The sequence below is a fragment of the Arcobacter siniprincipis (SeqCode) genome, from assembly GCF_048571125.1.
In the GTDB taxonomy this organism is placed as follows: Bacteria; Campylobacterota; Campylobacteria; order Campylobacterales; family Arcobacteraceae; genus Arcobacter; species Arcobacter siniprincipis.
Genome location: NZ_CP182343.1, coordinates 3,114,363 through 3,140,074 on the forward strand (window position 1 = coordinate 3,114,363; position 25,712 = coordinate 3,140,074).

General features: G+C 30.5%; 25 protein-coding genes. 6 read left to right on the top strand and 19 right to left on the bottom strand.

The genetic code is table 11. The annotated features are described in order from the left end of the window. Position 1 precedes the first annotated feature (1 nt). From gmd to pseB, 3 genes are read right to left on the bottom strand one after another with little or no spacing between them, the layout of a single operon-like run. Positions 2 to 1,123 (bottom strand): GDP-mannose 4,6-dehydratase, encoded by a 1,122-nt coding sequence (gmd, locus tag ACNI3D_RS15900; protein WP_419767669.1) that lies wholly within the window; start codon positions 1,121 to 1,123, stop codon positions 2 to 4. Positions 1,124 to 1,142: 19 nt separating this feature from the next. Continuing rightward, on the bottom strand, positions 1,143 to 2,561 hold the full coding sequence (locus ACNI3D_RS15905) for a mannose-1-phosphate guanylyltransferase/mannose-6-phosphate isomerase (RefSeq protein ID WP_419767670.1): 1,419 nt from the start codon (positions 2,559 to 2,561) through the stop codon (positions 1,143 to 1,145). A gap of 11 nt (positions 2,562 to 2,572) precedes the next feature. Continuing rightward, on the bottom strand, positions 2,573 to 3,565 hold the full coding sequence (gene pseB / locus ACNI3D_RS15910; RefSeq protein ID WP_419767671.1) for a UDP-N-acetylglucosamine 4,6-dehydratase (inverting): 993 nt from the start codon (positions 3,563 to 3,565) through the stop codon (positions 2,573 to 2,575). A gap of 104 nt (positions 3,566 to 3,669) precedes the next feature. Between pseB and ACNI3D_RS15915 the strand changes: the two genes are divergently transcribed. From ACNI3D_RS15915 to ACNI3D_RS15935, 5 genes are all read left to right on the top strand, one after another. Then, positions 3,670 to 3,882 (top strand): hypothetical protein, encoded by a 213-nt coding sequence (locus ACNI3D_RS15915; RefSeq protein WP_419767672.1) that lies wholly within the window; start codon positions 3,670 to 3,672, stop codon positions 3,880 to 3,882. An 87-nt stretch (positions 3,883 to 3,969) separates the two neighbouring features. Then, entirely contained in the window at positions 3,970 to 5,010 is a 1,041-nt protein-coding gene (gene recA / locus ACNI3D_RS15920; protein ID WP_419767673.1) for a recombinase RecA, read from the top strand. Positions 5,011 to 5,161: 151 nt separating this feature from the next. Next, positions 5,162 to 6,439, top strand: a complete 1,278-nt coding sequence (gene eno, locus ACNI3D_RS15925; RefSeq protein WP_419767674.1) for a phosphopyruvate hydratase — start codon at positions 5,162 to 5,164, stop codon at positions 6,437 to 6,439. Between the two features lie 12 nt (positions 6,440 to 6,451). After that, complete coding sequence (locus ACNI3D_RS15930) at positions 6,452 to 6,709, top strand: septum formation initiator (RefSeq protein ID WP_129100856.1); 258 nt, start codon at positions 6,452 to 6,454, stop codon at positions 6,707 to 6,709. After that, on the top strand, positions 6,706 to 7,515 hold the full coding sequence (locus ACNI3D_RS15935; protein ID WP_419767675.1) for an AMIN domain-containing protein: 810 nt from the start codon (positions 6,706 to 6,708) through the stop codon (positions 7,513 to 7,515). Before ACNI3D_RS15930 ends, ACNI3D_RS15935 begins: the two co-directional genes overlap by 4 nt. Here the strand turns inward: ACNI3D_RS15935 and ACNI3D_RS15940 are convergent. From ACNI3D_RS15940 to ACNI3D_RS15965, 6 genes are all read right to left on the bottom strand, one after another. Then, positions 7,489 to 8,646, bottom strand: coding sequence for a cation:proton antiporter (locus ACNI3D_RS15940; protein ID WP_129100854.1), 1,158 nt, complete (start codon positions 8,644 to 8,646; stop codon positions 7,489 to 7,491). The genes ACNI3D_RS15935 and ACNI3D_RS15940 overlap by 27 nt on opposite strands. Positions 8,647 to 8,659: 13 nt before the next feature. Continuing rightward, entirely contained in the window at positions 8,660 to 9,511 is an 852-nt protein-coding gene (locus tag ACNI3D_RS15945) for a biotin synthase (RefSeq protein WP_419767676.1), read from the bottom strand. Next, positions 9,498 to 10,013: a YfcE family phosphodiesterase gene (locus ACNI3D_RS15950; protein ID WP_419767677.1), complete on the bottom strand. Its 516-nt coding sequence runs from the start codon at positions 10,011 to 10,013 to the stop codon at positions 9,498 to 9,500. Before ACNI3D_RS15950 ends, ACNI3D_RS15945 begins: the two co-directional genes overlap by 14 nt. 2 nt (positions 10,014 to 10,015) lie before the next feature. Then, complete coding sequence (gene topA / locus ACNI3D_RS15955; RefSeq protein ID WP_419767678.1) at positions 10,016 to 12,409, bottom strand: type I DNA topoisomerase; 2,394 nt, start codon at positions 12,407 to 12,409, stop codon at positions 10,016 to 10,018. Positions 12,410 to 12,498: 89 nt separating this feature from the next. Next, entirely contained in the window at positions 12,499 to 13,278 is a 780-nt protein-coding gene (locus ACNI3D_RS15960; protein WP_419767679.1) for a UDP-N-acetylmuramate dehydrogenase, read from the bottom strand. A gap of 2 nt (positions 13,279 to 13,280) precedes the next feature. Continuing rightward, positions 13,281 to 14,144 (bottom strand): menaquinone biosynthesis family protein, encoded by an 864-nt coding sequence (locus ACNI3D_RS15965; RefSeq protein WP_419767680.1) that lies wholly within the window; start codon positions 14,142 to 14,144, stop codon positions 13,281 to 13,283. Between the two features lie 145 nt (positions 14,145 to 14,289). Between ACNI3D_RS15965 and ACNI3D_RS15970 the strand changes: the two genes are divergently transcribed. Beyond that, positions 14,290 to 14,646, top strand: a complete 357-nt coding sequence (locus tag ACNI3D_RS15970; protein WP_419767681.1) for an EF-hand domain-containing protein — start codon at positions 14,290 to 14,292, stop codon at positions 14,644 to 14,646. Between the two features lie 39 nt (positions 14,647 to 14,685). Here ACNI3D_RS15970 and nuoN read toward each other — a convergent pair whose 3' ends face one another. The 10 genes from nuoN to ACNI3D_RS16020 are packed head-to-tail and all read right to left on the bottom strand — an operon-like array spanning position 14,686 to position 25,711. Continuing rightward, a complete protein-coding gene (nuoN, locus tag ACNI3D_RS15975) occupies positions 14,686 to 16,167 on the bottom strand; it encodes an NADH-quinone oxidoreductase subunit NuoN (RefSeq protein ID WP_419767682.1) in 1,482 nt (493 codons plus the stop codon). Then, positions 16,167 to 17,693: an NADH-quinone oxidoreductase subunit M gene (locus ACNI3D_RS15980; RefSeq protein ID WP_419767683.1), complete on the bottom strand. Its 1,527-nt coding sequence runs from the start codon at positions 17,691 to 17,693 to the stop codon at positions 16,167 to 16,169. The genes nuoN and ACNI3D_RS15980 overlap by 1 nt, the downstream gene beginning before the upstream one ends. Before the next feature lie 13 nt (positions 17,694 to 17,706). Continuing rightward, on the bottom strand, positions 17,707 to 19,638 hold the full coding sequence (gene nuoL / locus ACNI3D_RS15985) for an NADH-quinone oxidoreductase subunit L (protein ID WP_419767684.1): 1,932 nt from the start codon (positions 19,636 to 19,638) through the stop codon (positions 17,707 to 17,709). Then, complete coding sequence (nuoK, locus tag ACNI3D_RS15990; RefSeq protein WP_129100844.1) at positions 19,639 to 19,938, bottom strand: NADH-quinone oxidoreductase subunit NuoK; 300 nt, start codon at positions 19,936 to 19,938, stop codon at positions 19,639 to 19,641. After that, a complete protein-coding gene (locus tag ACNI3D_RS15995; protein ID WP_129100843.1) occupies positions 19,935 to 20,507 on the bottom strand; it encodes an NADH-quinone oxidoreductase subunit J in 573 nt (190 codons plus the stop codon). The genes nuoK and ACNI3D_RS15995 overlap by 4 nt, the downstream gene beginning before the upstream one ends. Positions 20,508 to 20,515: 8 nt before the next feature. Next, positions 20,516 to 21,139 (bottom strand): NADH-quinone oxidoreductase subunit NuoI, encoded by a 624-nt coding sequence (gene nuoI, locus ACNI3D_RS16000; RefSeq protein WP_129100842.1) that lies wholly within the window; start codon positions 21,137 to 21,139, stop codon positions 20,516 to 20,518. Further along, positions 21,136 to 22,143, bottom strand: coding sequence for an NADH-quinone oxidoreductase subunit NuoH (gene nuoH / locus ACNI3D_RS16005; protein WP_419767685.1), 1,008 nt, complete (start codon positions 22,141 to 22,143; stop codon positions 21,136 to 21,138). Before nuoH ends, nuoI begins: the two co-directional genes overlap by 4 nt. 1 nt (position 22,144) lies before the next feature. Then, positions 22,145 to 24,619 (bottom strand): NADH-quinone oxidoreductase subunit G, encoded by a 2,475-nt coding sequence (locus ACNI3D_RS16010; protein WP_419767686.1) that lies wholly within the window; start codon positions 24,617 to 24,619, stop codon positions 22,145 to 22,147. Beyond that, positions 24,616 to 25,440 carry a hypothetical protein gene (locus ACNI3D_RS16015; RefSeq protein ID WP_419767687.1) on the bottom strand — a complete coding sequence of 275 codons (825 nt, stop codon included), beginning with the start codon at positions 25,438 to 25,440 and terminating at the stop codon, positions 24,616 to 24,618. Before ACNI3D_RS16015 ends, ACNI3D_RS16010 begins: the two co-directional genes overlap by 4 nt. Then, entirely contained in the window at positions 25,415 to 25,711 is a 297-nt protein-coding gene (locus ACNI3D_RS16020; protein ID WP_419767688.1) for an NADH-ubiquinone oxidoreductase subunit E family protein, read from the bottom strand. The genes ACNI3D_RS16015 and ACNI3D_RS16020 overlap by 26 nt, the downstream gene beginning before the upstream one ends. Position 25,712 lies beyond the last annotated feature (1 nt).

A 25,712-nucleotide genomic window follows, 5' to 3' on the forward strand; every position in this document is an offset into this window, starting at 1 on the left:
ATTATTCAAAATAACTCATAGTTTTATATCCACCATCTTTTAGGTAAACATCTTTTGTCATTAGTTTTAAGTCTGATTTCATCATATCATTCACTAAATCTTGTAATTTATACTCTCTATTCCATCCTAATTTTGTTTCTGCTTTACTAGGGTTCCCTAGCAATAAATCTACTTCAGTTGGTCTAAAGTATCTTGGATCTACTACAACTACTTCTTTACCTATTTCTATTTGATAATCTGAATTTGAACAAGAAGTAACATAAGCTTTTTCATCAACACCCTCACCTTTAAATTCTAAAGTAATACCTGCATATTCAAATGCCAATTTTACAAAATCTCGTACTGTTGTCGTTTGACCTGTTGCTATAACCCAATCTTCTGGCTCATCTGCTTGTAAAATCATCCACATCATTCGTACATAATCTTTTGCATGTCCCCAATCTCTTTTTGCATCTAGATTTCCAAGGTAAAGTTTATCTTGTAATCCTAATGCTATTTTAGATGCTGCTCTTGTTATTTTTCTTGTTACGAATGTTTCCCCTCTAACAGGACTTTCATGATTAAACAAAATTCCATTACAAGCAAACATTCCATATGCTTCTCTATAGTTTACTGTTATCCAGTATGCATACATCTTTGCTACTGCATATGGGCTTCTAGGATAAAAAGGTGTTGTTTCGCTTTGTGGTGTTTCTTGTACTTTTCCAAAAAGTTCAGATGTTGAAGCTTGATAGATTTTTGTTTTATTAGTAAGTCCTAATAGTTTTACAGCTTCAAGAATTCTAAGTGTTCCTGTTCCATCTGCATTTGCAACATATTCTGGTGTTTCAAATGAAACGGCAACATGACTCATTGCAGCTAGGTTATATATTTCATCGGGTTCTACTTCTTGAATAATACGAGTAAGATTCATAGAATCTGTCATATCACCAAAGTGCAAAATTAGGTTTCTATTTTCAACATGAGGATCTTCATAAAGGTGGTCTATTCTATCTGTATTAAAAAGTGAACTTCTTCTTTTTATACCATGTACTTCATAACCTTTTTTTAGTAAAAACTCTGCTAAATAACTTCCATCTTGTCCTGTTATTCCTGTTATTAGTGCTACTTTTTGTTTTGCCATATTCTTTTTCTATCCTATTTTAACTATTTCTACTAAAATCATCATCAATTCTAACAATATCATCTTCACCTGTATATTCACCAACTTGGGCTTCAATAATTACTAATGGTAATTTACCTTGGTTTTCAAGTCTATGTAGTTGTCCTGCTTTTATGTATGTTGACTCATTTGGATTTAAAATAAATGTTTTATCTTCAATTGTAACTGTTGCACATCCTGATACTACTATCCAATGTTCATTTCTATGAAAATGTTTTTGTAAAGATAATCTTTTTCCTGATTTTACTTCTATTTTTTTTATTTTATAACCAGGGCTATCTTCTAAAATAGTATATGTCCCCCAAGGTCTATGCCATGTTAAGTGTACATTATGAAGTTCACTTTTTTGTTCTTTTAGTTTCTGAACCACTTTTTTTACTTTTTGGCTAGAACCTTTTTTTGAAACTAAAAGTGCATCACCAGTATCAACGATAATACAATCTTTTATATCTACTGTTGCTATTTTTCTATCATTTCCATAGATTAAATTATTATTTGAATCTATTGAAATATGATTTTCATTTTCTGTATTATTATTTTCATCTTTTGGAAGTTCATCATACAAGCTATCAAAGCTTCCTACATCACTCCACGAAATATCTGAGGGGATTACTTTTACTTTATCTGATTTTTCCATTACAGCGTAATCTATACTATCTTCTGGTATATTTATCATATCTTCATGTTTTATTCTTATTATATTTTCTTTATTTGCATTATTAAATGCTATTAAAGAATTTTCATAAATTTCTGGGGAATATTTTTTTAGTTCATCTAGAAATACTCCTGCTTTAAACATAAACATTCCTGAGTTCCAGTAATAATTACCTGCTTTTAAATATTGTGTTGCTATATTTAAGTCTGGCTTTTCATGAAAGGCTTTTACATCATATTTATTCTCAGATTCAATATATCCATATCCAGTTTCTGCAAAAGTTGGAGTTATTCCAAAGGTTACTAATTTTTCATCATTCGCAAACTCTTTTGCTTGGTTTATAACTTTTTTATATTCTATTTCATTTTTTATTAGGTGATCTGAGGGTGTTACTAACATTATCTCTTCTTTAGGCAAGTCCATACAAGCTAAGGCAATTGCTGGTGCAGTGTTTCTTCCTATTGGCTCTAGAAGATATTTATTATTTATTTTATTTAAACTCGATGAGTCAAAAGATACCTTAGTATCTTTTTTTGTCATCTCCTCCAATTGGTCTAAAGATAAGAAATATTGTTCTGAATTTGAAACTATAAATTGATTTTCACATAATTTTGAGTTTCGTTCTACTGTCAATTGAAAAAGTGACTTTTTATTAAATAATTTTACGAACTGTTTTGGCATTAGAGTTCGGCTTATTGGCCATAGTCTAGTTCCACTTCCTCCACATAGTATTATATTTGTCATTTTTTCCTTTCTTAAATCTTTTTTATTAAATTTAAAAACTCTTTTTCACCCAACCACTCACTATTTTTGGTCGAATTATATTCAAAGCCTTGTTCAACTTGAATACCTTTTTCTCCTAAATTATTCTCAAAATAATCTCTTACAGCGTGGAACTTAATAGTAGGTCCAATTACAAAATGATCTTCAAATTCTATTGTTAGATGGGAATCATCAGATGGACACATTATTTCATGGAGTTTTTCTCCTGGTCTTATTCCAACTATTTCATGGGGTAAGTTTGGTGCCATTGCACTTGCTAAATCAACTATTTTCATAGATGGAATTTTTGGTACAAAAATCTCTCCACCTTTCATTCTCTCAAAATTTTTAAGTACAAAATTAACACCTTGTTCAAGTGTTATCATAAATCTTGTCATTTTTTCATCTGTGATTGGTAAAGATTCAGCTCCATTTTTAATTAGTTTTTCAAAATAAGGAACAACTGAACCCCTACTTCCTAAAACATTTCCGTATCTTACTACTGAAAAAGAGATATCTCTTTTTCCTACTAAGTTATTAGCTGCTACAAAAAGCTTATCTGATACTAGTTTTGTTGCTCCATAAAGATTTACTGGATTTGCTGCTTTGTCAGTGGATAAGGCAATTACTTTTTTCACCCTATTATCAATGGCTGCATCAATAACATTTTGTGCTCCATCAATATTTGTTTTTATACATTCCATTGGATTGTATTCTGCTATTGGTACATGTTTTAAAGCTGCTGCATGAATCACATAGTCTACATCATTCATAGCTTTTTTTAATCTACTTGCATCCCTTACATCTCCAATAAAGTATCTCATGCACTTATTGTTATAATCTTGGGACATCTCGTATTGTTTAAGTTCATCTCTTGAATAAATTATTATTTTATTTGGTTTATACTTTTCAAGTATCATCTTAGTAAACTTTTTACCAAAACTTCCAGTTCCACCAGTAATTAAAATATTTTTATCATTAAACATTAAAAGCCTTTATTTATAATGTTCAATTTTACCCAATATATTATTTAACTTTTATTTTAAGAGCAAATATGTAATAATTTAATAAATTCAAACTTAGGTATTTTATGTCAGAAAATTTCATTCCAGAAGATATTATTAAAATTCAAAAAAAACTTGCAAGCTTTGAAAAAGGTTCAAGGAATTATAAAAAATATACTAAGATACTAGCAAAGCACATAAAAAAATTTACTATGAAAAAAAGAGTTAATTCCCATATTAAGACAATTGAAAACATTCAAAAGATTGATGAAGAGATAAATAAAAAAGAAAAAGAATAAAATTTTATTGCAATTTGTAATAATTTTTCTTAATTAAAAAACTTTCTGATAGAATTACACAAAATTAAATAACACGCAGGAAAAATTATGGATGATAATCAAAAAAAATCACTAGACTTAGCAATCAAACAAATTGACAAAGCTTTCGGAAAAGGTTCACTAGTAAGATTAGGGGATAAAGAAACAGTTCCAGTTGAGTCTATAAGTACAGGTTCATTGGGACTTGACTTAGCATTAGGGGTTGGAGGGTTACCAAAGGGAAGAGTAATAGAAATATATGGACCTGAATCTTCAGGTAAAACTACACTTACTCTTCATGCAATAGCAGAATGTCAAAGACAAGGTGGAGTTTGTGCTTTTATTGATGCAGAACATGCACTTGATGTAGTTTATGCAAAAAATTTAGGAGTAGACACTGATAACTTACTTGTTTCTCAACCAGATTTTGGAGAACAAGCTTTAGAGATACTAGAAACTGTTATTAGAAGTGGGGCTGTTGATTTAATAGTAATTGACTCTGTTGCAGCACTTACTCCAAAAGTAGAGATTGATGGTGATATGGATGACCAACAAGTAGGTGTTCAAGCAAGACTTATGAGTAAAGCTTTAAGAAAAATTACTGGTATTTTACATAAAATGAACTGTACTGTAATCTTTATCAACCAAATCAGAATGAAAATTGGAATGACAGGATATGGAAGTCCAGAAACTACAACTGGTGGAAATGCACTTAAATTTTACTCTTCTATTAGACTTGATATTAGAAGAATAGCAACACTTAAACAAGCTGAAAATTCTATTGGAAATAGAGTAAAAGTAAAAGTTGTAAAAAATAAAGTTGCACCTCCTTTCAAACAAGCAGAGTTTGATATTATGTTTGGAGAAGGTATCTCAAAAATGGGAGAACTTGTTGATTATGGTGTTAAACTTGATATTGTTGATAAAGCTGGAGCTTGGTTTAGCTACAATGACAGTAAAATCGGTCAAGGAAAAGAGAACTCAAAAGTATTCTTAAGAGATAATCCTGAAATAGCAAAAGAGATTGAAGATAAAATTCTTGAAGCTATGGGAGTAAATGATGCTGTACCATTTGATGGCGATGAAAGTTCAGAAGAAGGTGAAGATTAATCTAAGAGAAAACTCTCTTAGATTAAAACCTTTTATTACTACAATATCCAAAACTACCCCAAATAATCACAAATACCTCAAACCACAAAAGAACTTTAAAATAAAATTTTAGATAAAATAATATAAATTTAAATATTTATAGGAGACCTACGTGGTATATATTGATAACATTTATGCTGATGAAGTATTAGATTCAAGAGGAAATCCAACAGTTAGAGCAACAGTAATTTTAAGTGATGGTACAAAACAAAGTGCGATTGTACCAAGTGGGGCAAGTACTGGAAAAAGAGAAGCACTAGAATTAAGAGATGGGGATGATAGATTTTTAGGAAAAGGTGTTTTAAAAGCAGTTGAAAATGTAAATACTACAATTGCAAATGAAGTAATCGGTTTAAGCCCATATAATCAAGCAGAAATAGATGCTACAATGAAAGATATAGATGGAACAAGTAATTATTCAAACCTAGGTGCAAATGCAGTTCTAGGTGTTTCTATGGCTGTAGCAAGAGCTGCTGCTGCATCTTTAGAAATTCCTTTATATAGATATTTAGGTGGGGCAAATGCTATGACTATGCCTGTACCTATGTTTAATATCATAAATGGTGGAGAACATGCAAATAATTCTGTTGATTTTCAAGAATATATGGTTATGCCAGTTGGTTTTGAAAACTTCAATGATGGATTAAGAGCAGTATCTGAAATCTATCAAAACCTTAAAAAAGTAATTGATGAAATGGGTGAATCAACTGCAGTTGGTGATGAAGGTGGGTTTGCCCCAAATTTAAAATCAAATGAAGAACCTATTCAAGTTATTTTAAAAGCAGTAGAAAAAGCTGGATACAAAGCTGGTGAACAAATTGCAATCGCACTTGATGTTGCAGCTTCAGAAATCATAAATGACAAAGGTCTTTATGTATTAAAATCTGAAAATAGAGAATTAACTTCAAAAGAGTTAGTTGCTTATTATGCTGATTTATGTTCAAAATACCCAATTGTATCTATCGAAGATGGATTGAGTGAAGATGACTGGGATGGTTGGAAAATATTAACTGAAGAACTTGGTTCTAAAATTCAACTTGTAGGTGATGATTTATTTGTTACAAATGCAAATATCCTAGCAGAAGGAATTCAAAAAGGAATTGCAAATTCTATTTTAATCAAACCAAACCAAATTGGATCAGTTAGTGAAACAATGCAAACAATAAGACTAGCACAACGAAACAATTATAATTGTGTTATGTCACACAGATCTGGTGAATCTGAAGATGCCTTTATTGCTGATTTTGCAGTGGCATTAAATTGTGGACAAATCAAAACTGGAAGTACAGCAAGAAGTGATAGAATCGCTAAGTATAATAGATTATTGGAAATCGGTTCTGAAATAGCATATGCTGAATATTTAGGGAAACAACCTTTTTTCAAAAAATAGTAGTAGAATAATATGGCAGAAAAAAGTAATCGTTTTATAAGTAAAGAGGTCAAACGATTTACTGTAATAGCAATAATTTCTATTGCTATTACACTTTTTCTAAGCTATCATGTGGCAAACTTACTCTTTGGAGTAAATTCTTTTGAGGTCTATAAGTCACTTAAAAATAAAAGGTCTTATTTGATTAGTGAAATTAATAGACTTCAAGAGAGTAATGCGAGATTACAAAAAGAATATTTTGAATTAAAAAATTTGGAGCCAGAAGAATGAAATCTTTATCTTTAATTGTTACATCACTATTAATGGTTGCTTCTTTAGAAGCAAGGGAAAATCCGTTTATGCCAACAAAAGCATATAATGATGAAGTTGCAAGACTTATGGAAATAGATCAAAACTATCCACCTGAATTTATGGAGAAAAACCAAGATATTCAAACAGAAGATATGACTCCTGTATTAAGAGAAGGTGATGTAAATAAACCAGCTCCTACTGCTGTTGCAAAAAGTGAAGAAGAGCTGAAAAAAGAGCAAATGGAAAAAGAAGCTCAACTAAGAAAAGAAAAGGAGCTTCAAGAAGCTCTAAAAAAAGTTGCAATTGCTAAAAAAGAAGCTGCAGAAGCAAAATTAGCAAAAGAAAGAGCAATCACAAAAGCTAAAGAACTTGAAGAAAGAGGCCCTGTAATTTATGTAAAGCCAAGAGCTACAACAGAAATTATGCCAAATGAGACGGAAACTCCTACTATGCAAGATGACACAAAAATGGATGTAAAAAATGTAGAAATACTACCATTTTTAAAACTTGAATACTCAAATGATAAAATGGCTTTAAATACAAAATATAAAATTATGAAAAAATTTTATCTAGAAAATGAGAAAAAATTAATCATTGATTTTAAAGCTAATGTTTCATTTTTTACTAAAAATATAGTTTTAGATTCTACTAACTTCAAAAAAATAACTGTGGGGAATCATGGAGAAGAACACTTTTTTAGAGTTGTTGTAGAAGTAGAAGATATGCCTTCAAATTATGATGTTTCTTTTGATGATACTTTAGTTTATATTCTTCCTAAACAATAAGGTATTTAATAATTTTATTATTATCATTACAATTAGAACTTCTAAAATAGAAGCTAATATAAATGCATAATAATAAAATTGCGTAATACTATGATTGTGATATGCCAGAGTAATAACTGCTATTAAAAGAGTAAGTGGCATTGAATGAGAAAGTCCTATCAATAAAAACTTTCCTCCCTTTAAATCTTTCATAAATAAAAATGATGCTACAAATCGTATGAAAATCATAGCTACAACTATCATCAAAGCTTTTACAAATAATCCATCATGAAATAAAGATTGTAACTCAAATGAGGTACCTACATGAATAAAAAATATTGGCACAAGCCAACCAAACCCAAAATGCTCTAGTTTTGTGGGAAGTGCTTTATTATGCTCAAAAAAAGTTTTGATAAAAGTTCCAGCAATAAATGCTCCAAATGCAACTTCAAGTTTCAGATAAATCATTATAGTAATCAATAAAAAGAAAATAGCCATAGAAACACGAATATCTTGTTCTTGATGATCTTCATCTGGCATAAGATATCTTTTTATCTCAGGATACCACCATAATAAATTATGAAATATCTTGTATATAATTATCAACACAACTAAAAAAGCTGTAAATAACATCATTGTTTTTGCAAATTCCCAGCCAAATCCAACTTCAAGTCCAGCAGAAACTGTTGTTAAAACTATAATAGAAACTATCTCTCCAACAAGACCTATCAGAATAGATAAAGATACCCAATCCTCTTCTCCATACTCTTTTTTAAGTGCAGCTAACATACCTATAGAGATCAAAGGAAGAGTAACTACAAAAATATTACTTAATTCAAAGTACCAAGTAATAATAAAAGATAAAGAGAATAATATAGCATTATAAACAAGTGATTTTTTCAAAATCAAAGGGTCTGAATCTATTATCTTTCTTAAATCAACTTCAAGCCCTGCTAAAAACATCAAATATAAAAATCCAAGTTCTGCAACTAACTCAAAAATAGTGTGTTCTGTAATAAGTGAAAAATATACAGCAAGAGCACCCAATATAATCTCAACAGGAACCGTTGGTATTTTAGTAAACTTTGATACTAACGGAGATATAAAAATTATAGTTGAGATTGTAATAATTATTAGGATTTCATCTGTCATTTAGTTTCCTGTTTTAATCTCTTTCTCTTTTTATTTTAAAGCCTAACTTTTCAAGTTCTTCCATATCTTCAATTGGAGATTTTCCAGCAGTTGTTAAATAATCTCCAATAACAAAGGCATTTGCACCTTTTTCAAAGATTTTATATTGTTCTTCTCCAAACATTAACTCTCTTCCACCAGCAACCATGATTTTCATAGCATTTGGCACCATTTTTCTAGCTAGCGCAATTAATTCAAATGCCTCTTCTCTTGTAACACTATTTTCGACAATTGGCAAAGCCTTATTTGGATGAAAGAAGTTTAAAGGTACGTTCATAGGTTCTAATGATGCGATTGATTCAAGCATAGAGATTCTTTGCTCTTGAGTCTCACCAAGACCAAAAATTCCACCACAGACAAGTCTTAATCCCACTTCTTTTACATTTTTACAGGTTTGATATCTCTCTTGCCAAGTATGAGTTGTAACAATTTGGGGATAATAATCTTCTGCTGTTTCTAAGTTATGATTATACGCATCAACACCAGCTTCTTTTAATGTTTGAAGTTGCTCAACACTTGCAGTTCCATTACAAGCAATTAATATAAGTCCTAGATTCTCTTTTTTTACAGCCTTTGCAGCTTCAACAACAAACTTTAGTCTCTTATCATCTAAACCTTTTCCAGCAGTTACTAAACAAAATCCATTAGCATTATTTGCTTTTGCTCTTTTTGCTTCTTGGACAATTTGTTCTATCTCTTTTCTTTTATATCTTAATATATCTGCTTTGTATTTTACACTTTGTGTACAAAATTTACAGTCTTCATTACATGTACCACTTTCAATATTACAAATAGCACATAAAAATATTTCTTTATTTTCGTTCATATCTAATCTCTTTTTTTAAAAATTCTTTTTCATTAATATTTCTTGAGTAATAATTAATTATATACTCATTTGGGTTAATTTCCAACAATACACACTCACTCAAAGGTTTCTCTCTAGCGCATATTTCACCAGGATTTAAAAATAAAGTACCTTCTTTATAGTCACTTTCAAATATATGAGTATGTCCAAAAATCACTACATCACTATCCCCATTTAGATAAAAAGGTAAGTGCATAAGTTTAAACTTTACATCTTCAATTTTAAATAAATAAGGTTCGTTTTCTATTTTGTATTCATTTGAAAGATACACTAAAGAGTTGTCATTATTTCCATAAACACACACATAAGGCAAACTTGACTCTTTTAATAATTCTAAATTTTCTTTCAAACATAAATCACCTGCGTGAACCAAGTACTGTGCACCTTGTAATTTTAAAAAATCAATAGCTTCTTTTGTAAAATCAACTTTATTGTGACTATCAGAAAGAACTGCTACTTTCAAGTTTATTTCTCTTTTTTAGCAGTTGTTTTCTTTGTTGTTGTCTTTTTTACAGGAGCTCTCTTCGCAGGAGCTTTTTTTGTTGCTGTTTTTGTCGTTGTCTTTGCAGCAGCTGTTTTTTTAGCTGGTGCTCTTTTTGAAGTTTTTGAGTCATTTTCAATAATACTTAAACAATCTTCCAACTCTAAAGCTGCAGCATCTTTACCTTTTGGTATTTTATAGTTTTTTCTACCTTGTTTGATATAAGGTCCATATCTTCCATCAAGAACTTGAATTTTTTCTTTTTCAAAGTTTTTAATAGTAGCTTTTGCTTTTTCTTCATCAATTTGTTTTATTATTTCTAAAGCTCTTGGTAGTTCAACTTTATAGGGATCATCTTCTTTTAATGAATAATATTTTGTTTTTACTTGTAAATATGGACCAAATCTTCCAATATTTGCTTTAATATCTTCACCATCAGCAGTTTGTCCTACAACTCTTGGAAGAGTAAATAAAAACATCGCTTCATCCATAGTAATTGTATCCATATTTAGATGAGCTGGAATCGCTACGAAAAGAGGTTTTTCTTCATCATCTTTTGTTCCAATTTGAACAAATGGCCCAAATCTTCCTACTCTTGCACTTACAGGTTTTCCAGATTTTGGATCAGTTCCTATTTCTCTTATTTGTAAATAGTCTTCTTTATTTACGCTCTCTTCTTTTTCATCGATAGTTTTTTTGAAATCCCCATAAAAGTCTTTCATTACTTGTTGCCAAGCAATTTTACCATCTGCAATATCATCAAACTCTTCTTCAACTTTTGCCGTAAACCCTAAATCTAAAATATTAGGGAAATGGTCAGTTAAAAATGAATTCACAATTTCACCAGTTGGTGTAGGTATAAGTTTTTTATCTTCTGATTTAGTTATATACTCTCTTGCTTGAATAGTAGAAATCGTAGGAGCATAAGTTGATGGTCTTCCTATTCCTTCACTCTCTAATTTTTTTACAAGTGAAGCTTCTGTATATCTTGCTGGTGGTTTTGTAAAGTTTTGTTCTAAATCTAATTTTTCTAAATCTAATTTTGTTCCAACTTTAATTGATGGTAATATTTTTTCACTACTATCAAGTGCAGATTCAGGATTATCACTTCCTTCTGTATAAACTTTCATAAATCCAGGGAAAATAATTCTTTGTCCCTTAACTTGAAATTCATACTCTTTATCTTTTCCTGCACTTATTTTATATGTAGTATTTGCTATTTTTGCAGTTTGCATTTGAGTAGCAAGTGTTCTTTTCCAAATAAGACTATAAAGTCTAAATTGTGCATTATCCACATAAGCTTTTATCATACTTGGTTTTAAACTTAAATCTACAGGTCTAATAGCTTCGTGAGCCTCTTGTGCCCCTTTAGCTTTTGATTTGTACACTCTTGGGCTTTTTAGGCTATATTCAGCTCCATAGGTTTTCTCAATCACTTCTTTAGCTGCACTTGTAGCAACTGTTGAAAGATTTAAGGAGTCTGTTCTCATATATGTAATCAAACCACCTGTATGATTTGGAATATTTTGAATATTTCCCTCATATAGCTGTTGAGCTATTACCATAGTTTGTTTTACAGAATATCCAAGCTTTCTACTAGCTTCTTGTTGTAATGTTGAAGTTGTAAAAGGCGCTGCTGGATTTCTTTTGCTTTCACTTTCATCTATATCAAAAAGTTCAAAATCACCTTGATTTATTGAAGCTTCTATCTCTTTTGCTTCTTGCTCATTTTTGACTTTTTTAACTTTTCCATTGATTTTTGCTAATTCAGTATTTAATTGGGGATTTATAAAATCAGCTTTTATTTTCCAAAACTCTTCTGGAATAAAGGCTCTAATTTCATTTTCTCTATCAACTATTATTCTAACAGCAACACTTTGAACTCTTCCAGCACTTAGTCCATATCTTACTTTTTTCCATAATAGTGGCGAAAGTTCATATCCAACAGCTCTATCTAAGATTCTTCTTGCTTGTTGGGCATCAACCAAGTTTTGATTTACTTCCCTTGGATTTTCTAGGGCTTTTAAAATTGCACCCTTTGTAATCTCATGAAATACGATTCTTTTTAGTGGATTTTTTTCAACTTTAAGTGCAGGGATAAGATGCCAAGCAATAGCTTCTCCCTCCCTATCCTCATCGGCTGCGAGGTAGATAGTTGTATCTTTTGTTATCTCTTTTTTCAAATCAGCAATTACTTTTCTTTTATCCGTGGAAATCAGATATTGAGGTTTGAAGTTATCAGCTGGGTCAAACCCTAATTTTGACTTTGGTAAGTCTCTTACATGGCCCATAGATGCCATAACTTTATAATCTGATCCTAAGAATTTTGAAATTGTTTTTGCTTTTGCTGGTGATTCGACGATAACTAAATTTTTCACTATAAAAATAACCCTTCTGATTTTTTTTGAGCAAGAATTCTAACATAATTAGATTAAAAGCACTTAAGCTTTAAAATTAACATCTTTATCTAAAAAATTATTACCTCTGTTTGTAAATCAATATTAAACTCTGATTTTACTCTCTGTTTTGCAATATTTATCAAATAAATAGCATCTTCAAAAGTTCCACCACCATTATTTACTAAAAAATTAGCATGTACTTTCGAAAAAGACATTCCATTTTTACTAAAACCTTTTAAGCCAACTTGCTCTATCAATCTTCCCGCACTATCTCCTATTGGGTTTTTAAAACAGCTTCCCGCACTAGAAGTTTGTGGTTGATTGTTTCGCATTTTTGTAAAAAGTTCATTCATTTCTTTACTATATCCACTACTTATATTAAATACAAGTTCATAAACTATAGTATCTATATTTGTATTTCGATATCCGTATTGTACATCTTCTTTTTTAATATAACCATCTTTTGTTTTTATTGAGTCTATATAATTGAAGATTTCCCACTCTTTTAAACCTGCATTCATTTTAATCAAACCACCAAGATTTCCAGGAAGTTTTCCAAGAAATTCAAAATTTGCTAGATTATTTCTTTTTGCATAAGATAAAAGTTTACCAGATTTTGTAGCACAACCAACATAAAGCTTATCATCAACTTGTTTTATATAATCAAATTCTTCACCTAAAACTGCAAATTTTGGAGGAGTATTTGAGACTAAAAGATTATTTGCACGACCAATTATTTGATATTCTTTATAATCTCCTATCTCATTTATAACCAACACCTCTAATGTTGGTCCTATATGAATTGATGAATACTTTGAAAAGTCTATACTCTTTTTGTAATTATTCATTATTATTTATTACGAAGTTCTTCATATTCACTTGGAATTAAAAACTCCCTTGATTTTACAAGACTATTATAGAAGCCATGTTTATACCCTAGTTCATATAGCTTATCTAAAGCATCATATTGAAGTTCACTCAAACTTATAGAATCATCATTTGCATAAAGATCTAAATACTTATCAAGTGTTGGAGCATCAACTCTTATAAGTCCTCGCTCCAATAACATATCAGATAATATTTTCTTATTTTTATTTGCAACATGAACTGCTTTTATTAGAGTATTTTCATAATCAATTGCATAATTTAGTGGAATTGATCTTCTTAAACACATTCCTCCAAGGGGAAGAGGTAAATCTTTTCCAGCTAACTCTTGCCAAATATCCCAAATCTCACGTTCAACTTCTAAACTATCATCATAATTTAAAATTGATTCATGGATTAAAACACCTGCATCAACAGTACCATCAATTACAGCTTGTTCTATATCTAAAAAGTTCATATAAGTAATTCTTGCATCTGGATAAGCGATTCTAAATAGAAGTCCATTAGTTGTATATTCTCCACTTAAAGCCACTTTGAAGTTTTTCTTTAATTTTGTCTCTTTTTTCTTTACTAATTTTGGTCCATAGCCATTACCAAAGGAAACTGCTGTTTTTAAAAGTGCATAATCATCTTTTACAAAAGGATATAAAGCAAAAGAGATTGCACAAATATCATATTCACCATTTATAGTAGCTTGATTTAAACTCTCAATATCATCTGCAATATTATCAAATATTGTATCTTTTGGAGTAACCCAACCAAATTTTATAGCATAATACATAAATATATCATCGGCGTCTGGTGAATGTGCAACACTAATTTTTCTCAAAGTCTATCCTTCTTTTTTTATGAAAAAGATTGTATCAAGTTATGGTTTTATCTTTGGTTATATAAAAATATGAATGAGTATTCAAAAGCTTTGCTTTCTTTTTATTAAGAGAGTATAATTAGTTAATCTAATTAAGGAGATTATTATGAAAGCATGTAAATTAGTCCTTGGCCTTTTAGCAGCAGCAACATTAGTTTCAACACTTAATGCTACTGATTATACACAAAGAGGACCTTCAAGTTTTGAAGAGTATGACACAAATAATGATGGTTTTGTATCTGAATCTGAATTTTATGATTTAAGAGCAAAAAAAATGGAAGCAAAGGCAAATCAAGGTATGAGAATGAAAAATGCAGCAAATGCTCCAACTTTTGAAAGTTTTGATACAAATGGGGATAAAAAACTAAGTAAAGAAGAACTTTTAGAAGGTCAAATGAAAAATATGAAACAAAACATGAATCAAAAAGGTATGGGAAAAGGAATGAATAATTCCAACCAATAACTCTCTTCACAAGGTCATATTTATGACCTTGTGATTGATTTAATATCCAGCTATTTGAATATAGTAAGAGATAGTTTCAAGTATATTTTGAATAAAGAATATTGAAATAATCATAAACACTGCACAAGAGGCAACAATCACTTTACTAGTAGTTGTAGCATTTACCATAAATTTTATTCCCTCAACACTTGGTTCTTTTAAGAACATATAAACTATTGGTTTTAGATAATAATAAGCTGCAATAGCAGAGTTTAAAGCCATAATAAGTGCTAATACCATATATCCACCATTAACAGCTGCTCCTAAAAGATACATTTTCCCCCAAAATAGTGCAAAAGGAGGAATCCCAGCAAGTGAGAGTAAAAATAAACCAAAAATAACAGCAGTCATAGGAGATATTTTAATAAGTCCAGCATATTTTTCTAAAGCATGGTCTGTATTAAAAGTATGATAATCTTTACTTCTATTTAGCCATAACATAGCAAAAGCCCCAAGGTTTGTAACTGAAAATAAAATCCAATATAAAAACATAGCAGTAGTTGCTTGCGTTGTACCTATCATAATAGCAGATAAGGCAAAACCTGCATTTGAAATAGAAGAGTATGCAAGCATTCTATTTATATCTTTTTGCAATAGGGCTATTACATTTGGAATAGTCATTGTTAATACAACAATAGCTATTAAAATAGCTTCCACAAACATATTTCCAGAAGAGACAAATATCTCAAAAAATCTTAAAGCTACAACAAAACCTGCTATTTTTGGAACAATTGACATGAACCCTGCAAGTGAAGCAGTTGAGCCTTCATATACATCTGCAACCCAAACATGAAAAGGTACTAAAGAAAGTTTAAATCCAAGAGCAGCTAAGATAAATACAATTCCAAGTAATATAAGAGGATAGTTTTCAAAATCACTTGTAAACAATACTTCAGAAATCTTACCAAACTCTACGGTTCCTGTTATAGCATAAAAAATCATTGATCCAAAAGCAAAAAAAGCAGCGGCTAGAGCACCCATTGTGAAGTATTTTATTGCAGCTTCTATTGCGTTTGCTCTATTGTGCATAGCAATAATTGTATAAAGTGCCATTGAGGCTGTTTCAAGTCCTACAAATATCAAAATTAGTGAATCAGAACTAACCATAAATTGAAAACCTGCAATCATAAATAAATATAAGGCATAAAATTCTGGATATCGTTGTTCATTGAATCTTTGTTTTGTAAATGATAATAATATAAATAAGATAGAAGCAATTACCATAATTGCTTGAGCAAGAATTGAAATACCATCAATCATCATCAAGTCAAACATACCTCTAACATCACCATTATAAGTTACTACTGCTACTAAATCTACTATTAAAAATAAAACAGCCAACATAATATACAAAGACTTGTCAAGTTTTTTATTTGCCAAATCTATGCATAAAATAATTAAAGCTCCTACAATGGCAATTGACATAGGAACTAAAGTTTGAATATTTAAATTTGCAAAATCAATTGAAATAGCTGGTATCATTATTTTGCCTCCCCAATTGTATTTGACGACATAAGTTGTACTTTAGAAGCTGGTTGCTGTGCTTTTATTTGCATAACTTGAACTAAATGTTTCACAGAAGTATTAACTGGTTCTAAAATAGGTTTTGGATAAATTCCTAAAATAATAACCAAAGCAACTAAAGGAATAAGTGCAACTAACTCTCGCCCCTTTGCATCTTCTAAACTCTCATTTTTTGTATTTGTTATTGGTCCAAAAAAAGTCTTTTTATATAATACAAGCATATAGACGGCCCCTAAGATAATAGTGAGTCCAGCAATTATGGTAAAAAGTGGTGATACTTTAAAGAATCCCAATAAAGATAAAAACTCTCCCACAAAACCAATAGTTAAAGGCAGACCAATCGAAGCCATAAGCATAATTGCAAAGATTGTTGCATACTTTGGCATAACCTTAGCCAAGCCTCCAAATTCACTCATCATTTTAGTATGTCTTCTATCATAAATCACACCTACAAGCATAAACAGAGCTCCTGAAACAATACCGTGTGAAATCATTAAGAAAATTGAACCACCAATTCCCTCTACATTTAAAGCAAATGTTCCTAAAATAATAACACCCATATGTGATACAGAAGAGTAAGCAATTACTTGTTTTATATCTTCTTGGGCATAAGCTACCATTGCTGTATAAACTATTGCTATAAGAGCTAATATTGCCATTGGTATCATAAAATATACTGTTGCATCTGGAAATAGTGGAAGTGAAAATCTTATAAATCCATAAGTTCCCATTTTAAGCAATACTGCTGCAAGGATTACCGAACCAATTGTTGGAGCTTGTCCGTGTGCATATGGAAGCCAAGTATGAAATGGCACCATTGGAACTTTTATCGCAAAGCCTAAGAAAAAGGCTACAAATAACCAAAGTTGCATATCAAATGGAAGAATAAGCATATTCCAATCTAAAATATTAAAACTCCATGAACCTGCTGTCACATAATATACATAAGCTAAATAAAGCATACCAAGAAGCATAACTAAAGAACCAGTGAAAGTATAAATAAAGAATTTAATTGAAGCATAAATTCTTAAATTTCCACCCCAAGCTCCGATTATATAAAGCATTGGAATAAGTGATAACTCCCAAAATAAATAAAATACAATTGCATCTAAAGCTAAAAATACACCTACCATAGTCATTTCTAAAAATAACACAGTAATAATCATGTTTTTTAAAGCTCTTTTTTCAGTTAGTCCTATAATTGATATAAAAGTCATAAAAGTAGTCATAAGAACTAAAAATAGTGAAATACCATCTATTCCTACAACATAGTTTATTCCATAAGCATCAATTAATGGTGCTGTTTCTAAAAACTGCATATCAGGCATCGAGCTATCAAAGCCAGACCAAACTAATAGTGAAATGAAAAACTCAACGGCTGTTACGATAATTGCATAAGTTCTAATAGAATCACTCTTTACTAAAAACCCTATAAATGCAGCAAATGCCGGAAAAAATATTAAAATTGATAAAATATGTTCCATACTTTCTAACCCTTTACTTTAAAAACCCAAGCGCTACACTTAGAACTAATAATAAAACAAACCCATAAACCATCACTTTTAATAGTGTCGATAAATTACTTGATTGAAGAGGTCTAACCCCTTTACCTGATGCATAAACCATTTTTCCAATACCATCAACAATAAAATCAATAATTTTAAGATCAATATATTTCCATGCAAATTTACTTATTGCCAAATATGGTCTTGTAATTACATACTCTAAAAAATGAGGTATATAATATTGATTTGCCAATAGTTTATAAAAAAAGCTATCTTTTACATTTTCACTAAAATAAGTACCTGCTTTTACATACCTAAGCGTTGCAAATAAGACTCCAGCGATTGCCATTGCACTTGTTACAAGAATAAGTACAAGTACAACTTCTTCATGAACATGAACATTTAATCCTGGCAATACTTTTATTATCATCTCTTCAAAAGAATCTTTAAACCAACCTGTAACAATTGCAAGTATTGCAAGTGGGCTCATAGCTGCTATTACAAAGCTATAAGTTTCATGGGGATGATAATCAAGTTTTTTAAATCTCTCTTCACCAAAAAATACATACATAACAAGTCTAAATGAATAAAATGCTGTTAACCCAGCTGTTACCCAAAGAATAGTCCATAAAATATATTCATGGGCTCCAAAGGCAACTTCTAAGATTAAATCTTTAGAATAAAATCCTGCAAGTGGCCAAATACCTGAAAGAGCAGCTGAAGCTATTATCATAATAATAGCAGTGCCTTTCATATGCTTATACAACCCACCCATATTTTTTATATTTATCTCATCATTTAAAGCATGCATAACATTTCCAGCCCCTAAGAAAAGAACTGATTTAAAAAAGGCGTGTGTTGCCAAATGAAATAGTGCTACCCAATAGGCACCAAGACCAGCTGCTACAAACATATACCCAAGTTGAGATAAAGTAGAAAAAGCAATAATTTTTTTGATATTAGAAGCTACCATTGCTTGAGATGCTGCAAATATTGCAACAAAAGCACCAAGGCAAGCAATTCCATATCCTATTTCAGGAACAGCGGTAAAAATTGCATTTGCTCTTACTAGTAGATAAACTCCAGCTGTTACCATCGTCGCGGCATGAATTAGTGCAGATACTGGAGTTGGACCTTCCATTGCATTTGCAAGCCATTGATTAAATGGAAATTGTGCTGATTTACCCATAGCACCAATAAAAAGGAAAATTGCAATTGCTATTATAATTCCATGGGATAAGCTTCCAATATTTGCAAATACTACATCATATTGTAATGAACCCAAATTCCAATAAATCAAGAATATTCCAACTAACATACCTAAATCTGCAACTCTATTCATAATAAAAGCTTCATTTGCTGCATATGAAGGTGAGATTGAAGAGTAAGGTGAAAGAGTAGAATATGGTGAAGTGTATACATCTTTTGATTTTGCTTTATCTTCTTTGTGGTACCAAAATCCAATCAGTCCCCAAGAACAAAGACCAACACCTTCCCATCCAATGAACAATCCAGCAAAGTTATCACTCATAACTAATATCATCATAGAAAAAACAAAAACTGATAACCAAGCAAAATATCTATTAAATGATTTGTCATGATCCATATAACCAATTGAATGAATATGCACTATAGTTGAAACAATAGTTACAACTACCATCATCGTAGCACTAACTGCATCTGCTACAAAACCAAAAGGAATACTAAGATTTCCTATTACTATCCAATCCATAAGTTTTACACTTATTATCTCATCTGATGAAATAATATTAAAAAGTAAAATCAATGAAGCAACCATAGAAACAGCTAACATCAAACTTGTGAAAATCCCAGTAAATAAAGTTTTAGGTTTCATTGAAAATAGTGAGGCAACTATTGAACCAACTAAAGGAGCAAATAACGCAATATATACAAATTTTTCCATTTACCCCTCCATATTTTGTAAAGTATCTAAGTTGATAGAATTTTTTCTTTTATATAATAAAATTAATAATCCCAAACCAACAGCAACTTCACTTGCAGCAATTGCTATTATAAAAAATGCAAACATTTGACCTGTCAAATCTTGATGGAAATGTGAAACAGCAGCAAGTCCGATATTCACAGCATTTAACATTATTTCTGTTGAAAAAAATAGCATTAAAAGATTTTTTCTTCTAATCACACCTACTAAACCTAAACAAAATAGAAGTGATGAAAGTATTAAATACTCATTTAAACTCATTTGCTATCCTTTTCATTTGATGATTCAAGGGCATCTATTTCATCTTCACTAAGTTCTGAATATGATACATCCATCTTTTTACCAGCAAGTATAATTCCACCTATCATAGCAACTAATAACATCACAGCTGCAACTTCAAAAGGAACTAAAAATTTTGTAAATAAAATAACCCCAACATCTTGAGTATTTCCATACTCTGGATGAACTGCATAATCAGAAATTATATTAGTTGATATAATTGGAGAAAGAAAAGCTACAACCGTAATAAGTGCTGCTAATCCACTAAATAAAAATACTAATCTTGGATTTTGAATTTTTTCTTTTACTTCACTCATAGAATCAAAAAACATCATTCCAAAAGCATAAAGAGCCATAACAGCACCTGTATAAACTACAATTTGTACGATTCCTAAAAAATCTGCATTTAACAAAAAGAAAAATGCAGAGATAAAAATCATACCAGCTGCAAGAGAACTTAGTGCATATAAGGCATTATTTGTAAATACTGTTATTCCAAACATAAATACTGTCAAGATTGCAAACAAATAAAAAGCTACTATTTCAAACATCATATCTCCTAATACTCTAGTGGAGTTTTTTTGATTTTTTCATCAGCATCAGGAGATACTGCACCAAAACCTGGATACTCTTGTTGTTGTGCTAATTTATCAAGTGGAGTTAATAAATCATCTTTTACAACAAAGTGCGCTCGTTGTTCTCCTGCATTTTCATATCTTCCCCCATGAACAATGGCAAGTTCGGGACAAACCTCAGCACAATATCCACAGAAAATACATCTACCGAAGTTTATTGTATATTCTAAAACCTCTTTTCTAGAATTTTCATCAATTCGTGTATCCATTCTAATACAATCAGAAATACAAATTTTTTCACAAAGTCCACATCCAATACATCTATTTTCACCTGATTCTAAAAGACCAAGTAGTTTATGTACAGCTCTATATCTAGGTCCTATTGGTAGTTTTTCAGCAGGATATTGCACTGTGTGCATTTGTTTATTAAATAAAGCTTCTCTCATCATATTAAAAGTAACTCTTAGTCCAGTAAAAAGTTCCCCTTTTATTGATCTTTTAAATATTTGTTTAAATTCTTGCCAAGGAGTTTCAGGAGAACTATTATCTTGAATATTTATATAATCATGCTCGCTTATATTTCTATTTTTTAAATCTTCTAAATTCATCCTATACTCCCAACTATCATTACAAATGCACCAGTAAGTAAGATATTAACTACTGCTAGTGGCATTAATATTTTCCAACATAACCACATCAATTGATCTGGTCTTACATGTGGCCAAGAAGCTCTTGTCCATAAGAAGAAAAATATTAAAAATGATACTTTTAAAATAATCGCTAAACCACCTGGAATAAACCATAAATCATTGTACCCACCAAGAAAAATCAGTGAAATCAAAAATGAGATTGTAAATAAATTTGCATATTCACCTATAAAAAACATTCCCCATCTCATTCCAGAATACTCTGTTGCATAACCTGCAACAATTTCAGCTTCATGTTCAAGTAAATCAAATGGTGTTCTGTTTGTCTCTGCAAATCCTGCCATCACAAAAAGAATAAAAGCCAAAGGTTGAGTCCAAATAATCCAAGAAGTAAATCCTGCACTTTGATACTCATTTATATCAATTAAAGATAAAGAACCCACTAACATAAGAGGTGCTAAAAGTGCAAGTCCAGATACAACTTCATAAGATAAAAGTTGAATGGCAGTTCTTGCCCCTCCTAATAGTGCCCATTTATTTCCACTACTCATACCAGCTAATAAAGGCCCATAAAGTCCAACTGAAGCCACACCCATTACAAATAAAACACCCACATTGATATCTGCAATAATTGGTCTTATTGTATATCCAAAAATTTCAAATTCTGGAAAAAATGGAACTGCTGTCATTGCAATAAATGCTGTGGCTGCTGTTATAATTGGAGCAATCATAAAGATTGGTTTTACAGCATTTTGAGGAATAAAATCTTCTTTTGTAAATAGTTTTATCCCATCACAAACAATTTGTAAAAGCCCATAAGGCCCTACATTTGTAGGTCCCAATCTTCTTTGCATAAAAGCTAATATTTTTCTTTCAATATAAGTTGTAAACCCAGCAATTGCTGAAAATACAGCTAATATAACTATAGCTTTAACAATTGTTTCAATTATAATACTTGTCTCCATATTACACCTTTTTTACATTTGCACTTGTAAATCTATATCCAGAGAAAAGTGCCTTCGTATTTAACTCTTTCTCAAAGCTTGACACATATGCAATTTTCCCTGATACTTGATTATCAGTATAAACACTTACTTCTACTTCAGTCCCATTTGTACTTAGTAGCACTTTATCTCCAGCACTTAATTCCAACTCTTCTAAAAATGCTTCATTTGCAAACATTCCACTTTCTAAATTATCTTTAAACTCATGGGCTATTGCTGTAAATTCATTAAATTGATTGATTGGGTTTGCTTTATAAATAGTTATTTCTGAAGAAGTAACTTCAAAACTTACATTTTGTTTTTGAGCTATTTCATCACTTGCTTCCACATCAAAAGTATTTAAAATATAACCTCTATGTTCACTCCAATCATTTTCAAAGTAGTTAGTTAAACTATCAAATTCAACTGCTTGGAAACCTTTATCTACTGGTAAAGATTTTGTATATGAAATGGTATGTTCAACTTCTGTTCCTAATAAACTATTTGCAATATCATTCAAGACATAGCCTTTATAAGGTAAAGCTGCATTTGTAGGAACAACTCTTTTATCTATATTTGTAAATGTTCCTTCTTGTTGATTAAGAGCTGGCATATCTAAATTGCCGTCCCCTAAAGCTGATAATTGGAAATCTGCTTTTACATTGTATCCTACGCAATAACTTCCTTCTTCTTCATCTAAATCACAAATCAGACTTACACCTAAAGTGTTTGTAGAAGTAGGGATAATCATAACTTTAAATTGCGTATATTTTTCTACTAAGGCTGCTAATTTTGCAAGATTTTGTGAATTTGGATGAGTGATTAAATCTTCACCTAAAATCAAGGTGTAGCTATCTTTTTTATCTTTCATAGCTTCAATAGTTTCAAGTAGTGTTGCATCTGCATTTATCTCATCAAGTAATCTTGTATATTCATACTCAACTTCTTTTGTAACTTTTTTAGGAACCATCTTAGTTACTTCTTTTTCTTCATCACTCTCTTCATCTTTTACGATAGATACTACTTTTTCTTTTATCATCTCAGTAATAGATTTAACTCTTGTCTCTTTATATGAGTTAAGAGTTGTTTGAATATTTTCTGGCAAGTTTTCACCAAATCTATCTAAAATAAAGTATAAAATAGACTCTTCTGTTAGTGGATTATGATAAATAAACTCTGTAGTTTTTCCCCTTTTACCACATTGTTCCATTACAGGGTCGCCCATTGGATGAAAATATAATCCAGCTCCTTTATTTATAACAACTGAATTATTAAAAGCATACTTTGTATTTGGAGAATCAGATTTTAAATAAGACCCAACAGAAATTACAAAGTTAGAATTATGTATATCTTTTAAATCTGCACTATAAAGTGATTTACCACTAACACTTGAATATGCTTCAAGGAATTTTTTATAAGTTAAGGCATCACTATTTATAAGTTTATATCCAAAATTCTCTTTTAGCTTTTGTAAAATAAGAGCCTCTTCATTTGTAATAAAAGAGTTAAACTTAATAGTATCTGCTTTTTTAAAGGCTTCAATTGCTTTATCAAAAGCTATTTCATTTTGACTTTCAACTCTATTTTCAAAGTCATATCCAAATCTAGCAGCTCCATTTATTGAAGCATAATGATGTTCATTTGTAACCCTATAGATTTTTTGCACATTATGATTTACTATTGACTCATGTTTCACTTCATAATAAAGCAAGGCACAATCACTTGAGTGAGGATTTGCTGCAGGTATTTTTGTAAGTTCCCAAGAGTTTGATTTATACTGGAAATCATTTGATACTAAAGCTCCTACAGGACAAACAGAGATACACTCTCCACAATCAACACACTTATCTTCTTCAAAACCTATAAGTGATTTATTTAGTTTATTCCACATAGCATATGCATCTTTTGGCATACTTGCTTTAAATACACTAGGAAGAGCATCAGCTCCTCTTTTTACAGTTGATAAAGCATTTGAACCAATCATATCTTTACATACTGTTACACACTTCTCACAAACAATACAAAGTCCTGGGTCATAATTCATTACTCCCCAATGTTGTCTTGGTCTATTTACATCTCTTATGGCATAACTTTGAGAATCTACTTTTTGATAAAGAGTATAATTTTGAAGTTCACAATCACCACTTTGATCACAAACTCCACATTGTAATGGATGATTTACATCATAAACTTCCATTACTGCTCTTCTTTCTTTTTCAATATTTTCAGTTGTAGTTGTGATACTCATACCAGCTTTTACTTTTGCATTACAAGCATAGATTTGTTTCCCATCAGATTCAACTAAACATAATCTACAGGCTAATGTTGGTGAACATCTAGTTAAATAACAAATTGCAGGTATAAATATCCCATTTGCACGAGCAATATTTAATACAGTATCACCCTCTTTTGCCTTTAACTCTTTGCCATCAATTGTTAAAGTAATCAAGTCACTCATTCTTCAACCTTTTCAATTTTTACTTGCTTATACCTATACCCTAAAGATAAGAAGCTAGTATCTTCTTCACTTACACCACAAATTGCAATAGTCCCTTGCAAGTTTTTATCTAAGACAAAAGTTTTTTGTAAAGATTCTTTTCCATAATTTAAAAAGATATCATCTTTATCTTGCACTTTTGCAACTCTAGCAAATGATTCACTTCCATATACAAAACTATCATCTTCATCTGTGTTATATTTATAAATTACTGTTCCATTATATGAACTTAACTCTTCAACATCTTCGAGAGTTTCATTTGAAGTTATTTCATCATCTGTTAATATAACTACATTAAAATCAGTAAACTCTTCAAAAGCTTTTAGCATAGAGTATAGATTGTCTACTCTTTCATGGGTAAATAAATCTTGCCCTATAATTATAGTTTTGTTTTTTTTATCTAAAGATCTTTTAATCATCTCTTCAAACTCTTCTTCCCCGGCACTACTTTCAGCGGAGATATAACCATGATCTAAGTCTTTTAAATATTTTTCTAAAGAAGCACTTCTATTTTTTGTAAAAAAATCTAAAAGTAGAGCTAAAACTCCCTCTTCGCTTCCAACTTCATACTTTAAAAACTGTGTATAGAAAAGTTTTAAATCAATATCATCTATAGGATGCATATAAATAAATTCTGCTTCATTTTTTGCAATAGCTTCTAAAATCAAATCTTTAACTTCTTCGTTATCTCTTGAAATCATTGAACCTAAACATATAATGTAATCACTTTTTGAAACTATTTCTAAATTTGTATTTTTATTCATCATCTTCATCTTCTTCATCTTTTTCTTTTTTTGGTTCTTCTTCAAATGGTTTTATTTCTGGTTTTACTTTTTTTACAACTATTGTCCAATCTACTTCATTGAACTTTAAAGAGTTCATTAAAGTATACCCAGCTTCATAAATCACATCTGCTGATTTTTGAATATGTGAAAAATCTCCTATTTCAAAAAGGAATATTGCATTTTCACCATCTTTTATATCTTTATCCATAAGTTCCAACATTCTAGAGTAGAAATCATCTTTTAATGGTCTTAAATCATATCTTTTCATA

Coding starts and splice junctions, on each gene's coding strand:
- gmd (WP_419767669.1), bottom strand. CDS start 1,123: ATGGCAAAACAAAAAGTAGCACTAATAACAGGAATAACAGGACAAGAT.
- ACNI3D_RS15905 (WP_419767670.1), bottom strand. CDS start 2,561: ATGACAAATATAATACTATGTGGAGGAAGTGGAACTAGACTATGGCCA.
- pseB (WP_419767671.1), bottom strand. CDS start 3,565: ATGTTTAATGATAAAAATATTTTAATTACTGGTGGAACTGGAAGTTTT.
- ACNI3D_RS15915 (WP_419767672.1), top strand. CDS start 3,670: ATGTCAGAAAATTTCATTCCAGAAGATATTATTAAAATTCAAAAAAAA.
- recA (WP_419767673.1), top strand. CDS start 3,970: ATGGATGATAATCAAAAAAAATCACTAGACTTAGCAATCAAACAAATT.
- ACNI3D_RS15930 (WP_129100856.1), top strand. CDS start 6,452: ATGGCAGAAAAAAGTAATCGTTTTATAAGTAAAGAGGTCAAACGATTT.
- ACNI3D_RS15935 (WP_419767675.1), top strand. CDS start 6,706: ATGAAATCTTTATCTTTAATTGTTACATCACTATTAATGGTTGCTTCT.
- ACNI3D_RS15940 (WP_129100854.1), bottom strand. CDS start 8,646: ATGACAGATGAAATCCTAATAATTATTACAATCTCAACTATAATTTTT.
- ACNI3D_RS15945 (WP_419767676.1), bottom strand. CDS start 9,511: ATGAACGAAAATAAAGAAATATTTTTATGTGCTATTTGTAATATTGAA.
- ACNI3D_RS15960 (WP_419767679.1), bottom strand. CDS start 13,278: ATGAATAATTACAAAAAGAGTATAGACTTTTCAAAGTATTCATCAATT.
- ACNI3D_RS15970 (WP_419767681.1), top strand. CDS start 14,290: ATGAAAGCATGTAAATTAGTCCTTGGCCTTTTAGCAGCAGCAACATTA.
- nuoN (WP_419767682.1), bottom strand. CDS start 16,167: ATGATACCAGCTATTTCAATTGATTTTGCAAATTTAAATATTCAAACT.
- ACNI3D_RS15980 (WP_419767683.1), bottom strand. CDS start 17,693: ATGGAACATATTTTATCAATTTTAATATTTTTTCCGGCATTTGCTGCA.
- nuoL (WP_419767684.1), bottom strand. CDS start 19,638: ATGGAAAAATTTGTATATATTGCGTTATTTGCTCCTTTAGTTGGTTCA.
- nuoK (WP_129100844.1), bottom strand. CDS start 19,938: ATGAGTTTAAATGAGTATTTAATACTTTCATCACTTCTATTTTGTTTA.
- ACNI3D_RS15995 (WP_129100843.1), bottom strand. CDS start 20,507: ATGTTTGAAATAGTAGCTTTTTATTTGTTTGCAATCTTGACAGTATTT.
- nuoI (WP_129100842.1), bottom strand. CDS start 21,139: ATGAATTTAGAAGATTTAAAAAATAGAAATATAAGCGAGCATGATTAT.
- nuoH (WP_419767685.1), bottom strand. CDS start 22,143: ATGGAGACAAGTATTATAATTGAAACAATTGTTAAAGCTATAGTTATA.
- ACNI3D_RS16010 (WP_419767686.1), bottom strand. CDS start 24,619: ATGAGTGACTTGATTACTTTAACAATTGATGGCAAAGAGTTAAAGGCA.
- ACNI3D_RS16015 (WP_419767687.1), bottom strand. CDS start 25,440: ATGAAGAAGATGAAGATGATGAATAAAAATACAAATTTAGAAATAGTT.
- ACNI3D_RS16020 (WP_419767688.1), bottom strand. CDS start 25,711: ATGAAAAGATATGATTTAAGACCATTAAAAGATGATTTCTACTCTAGA.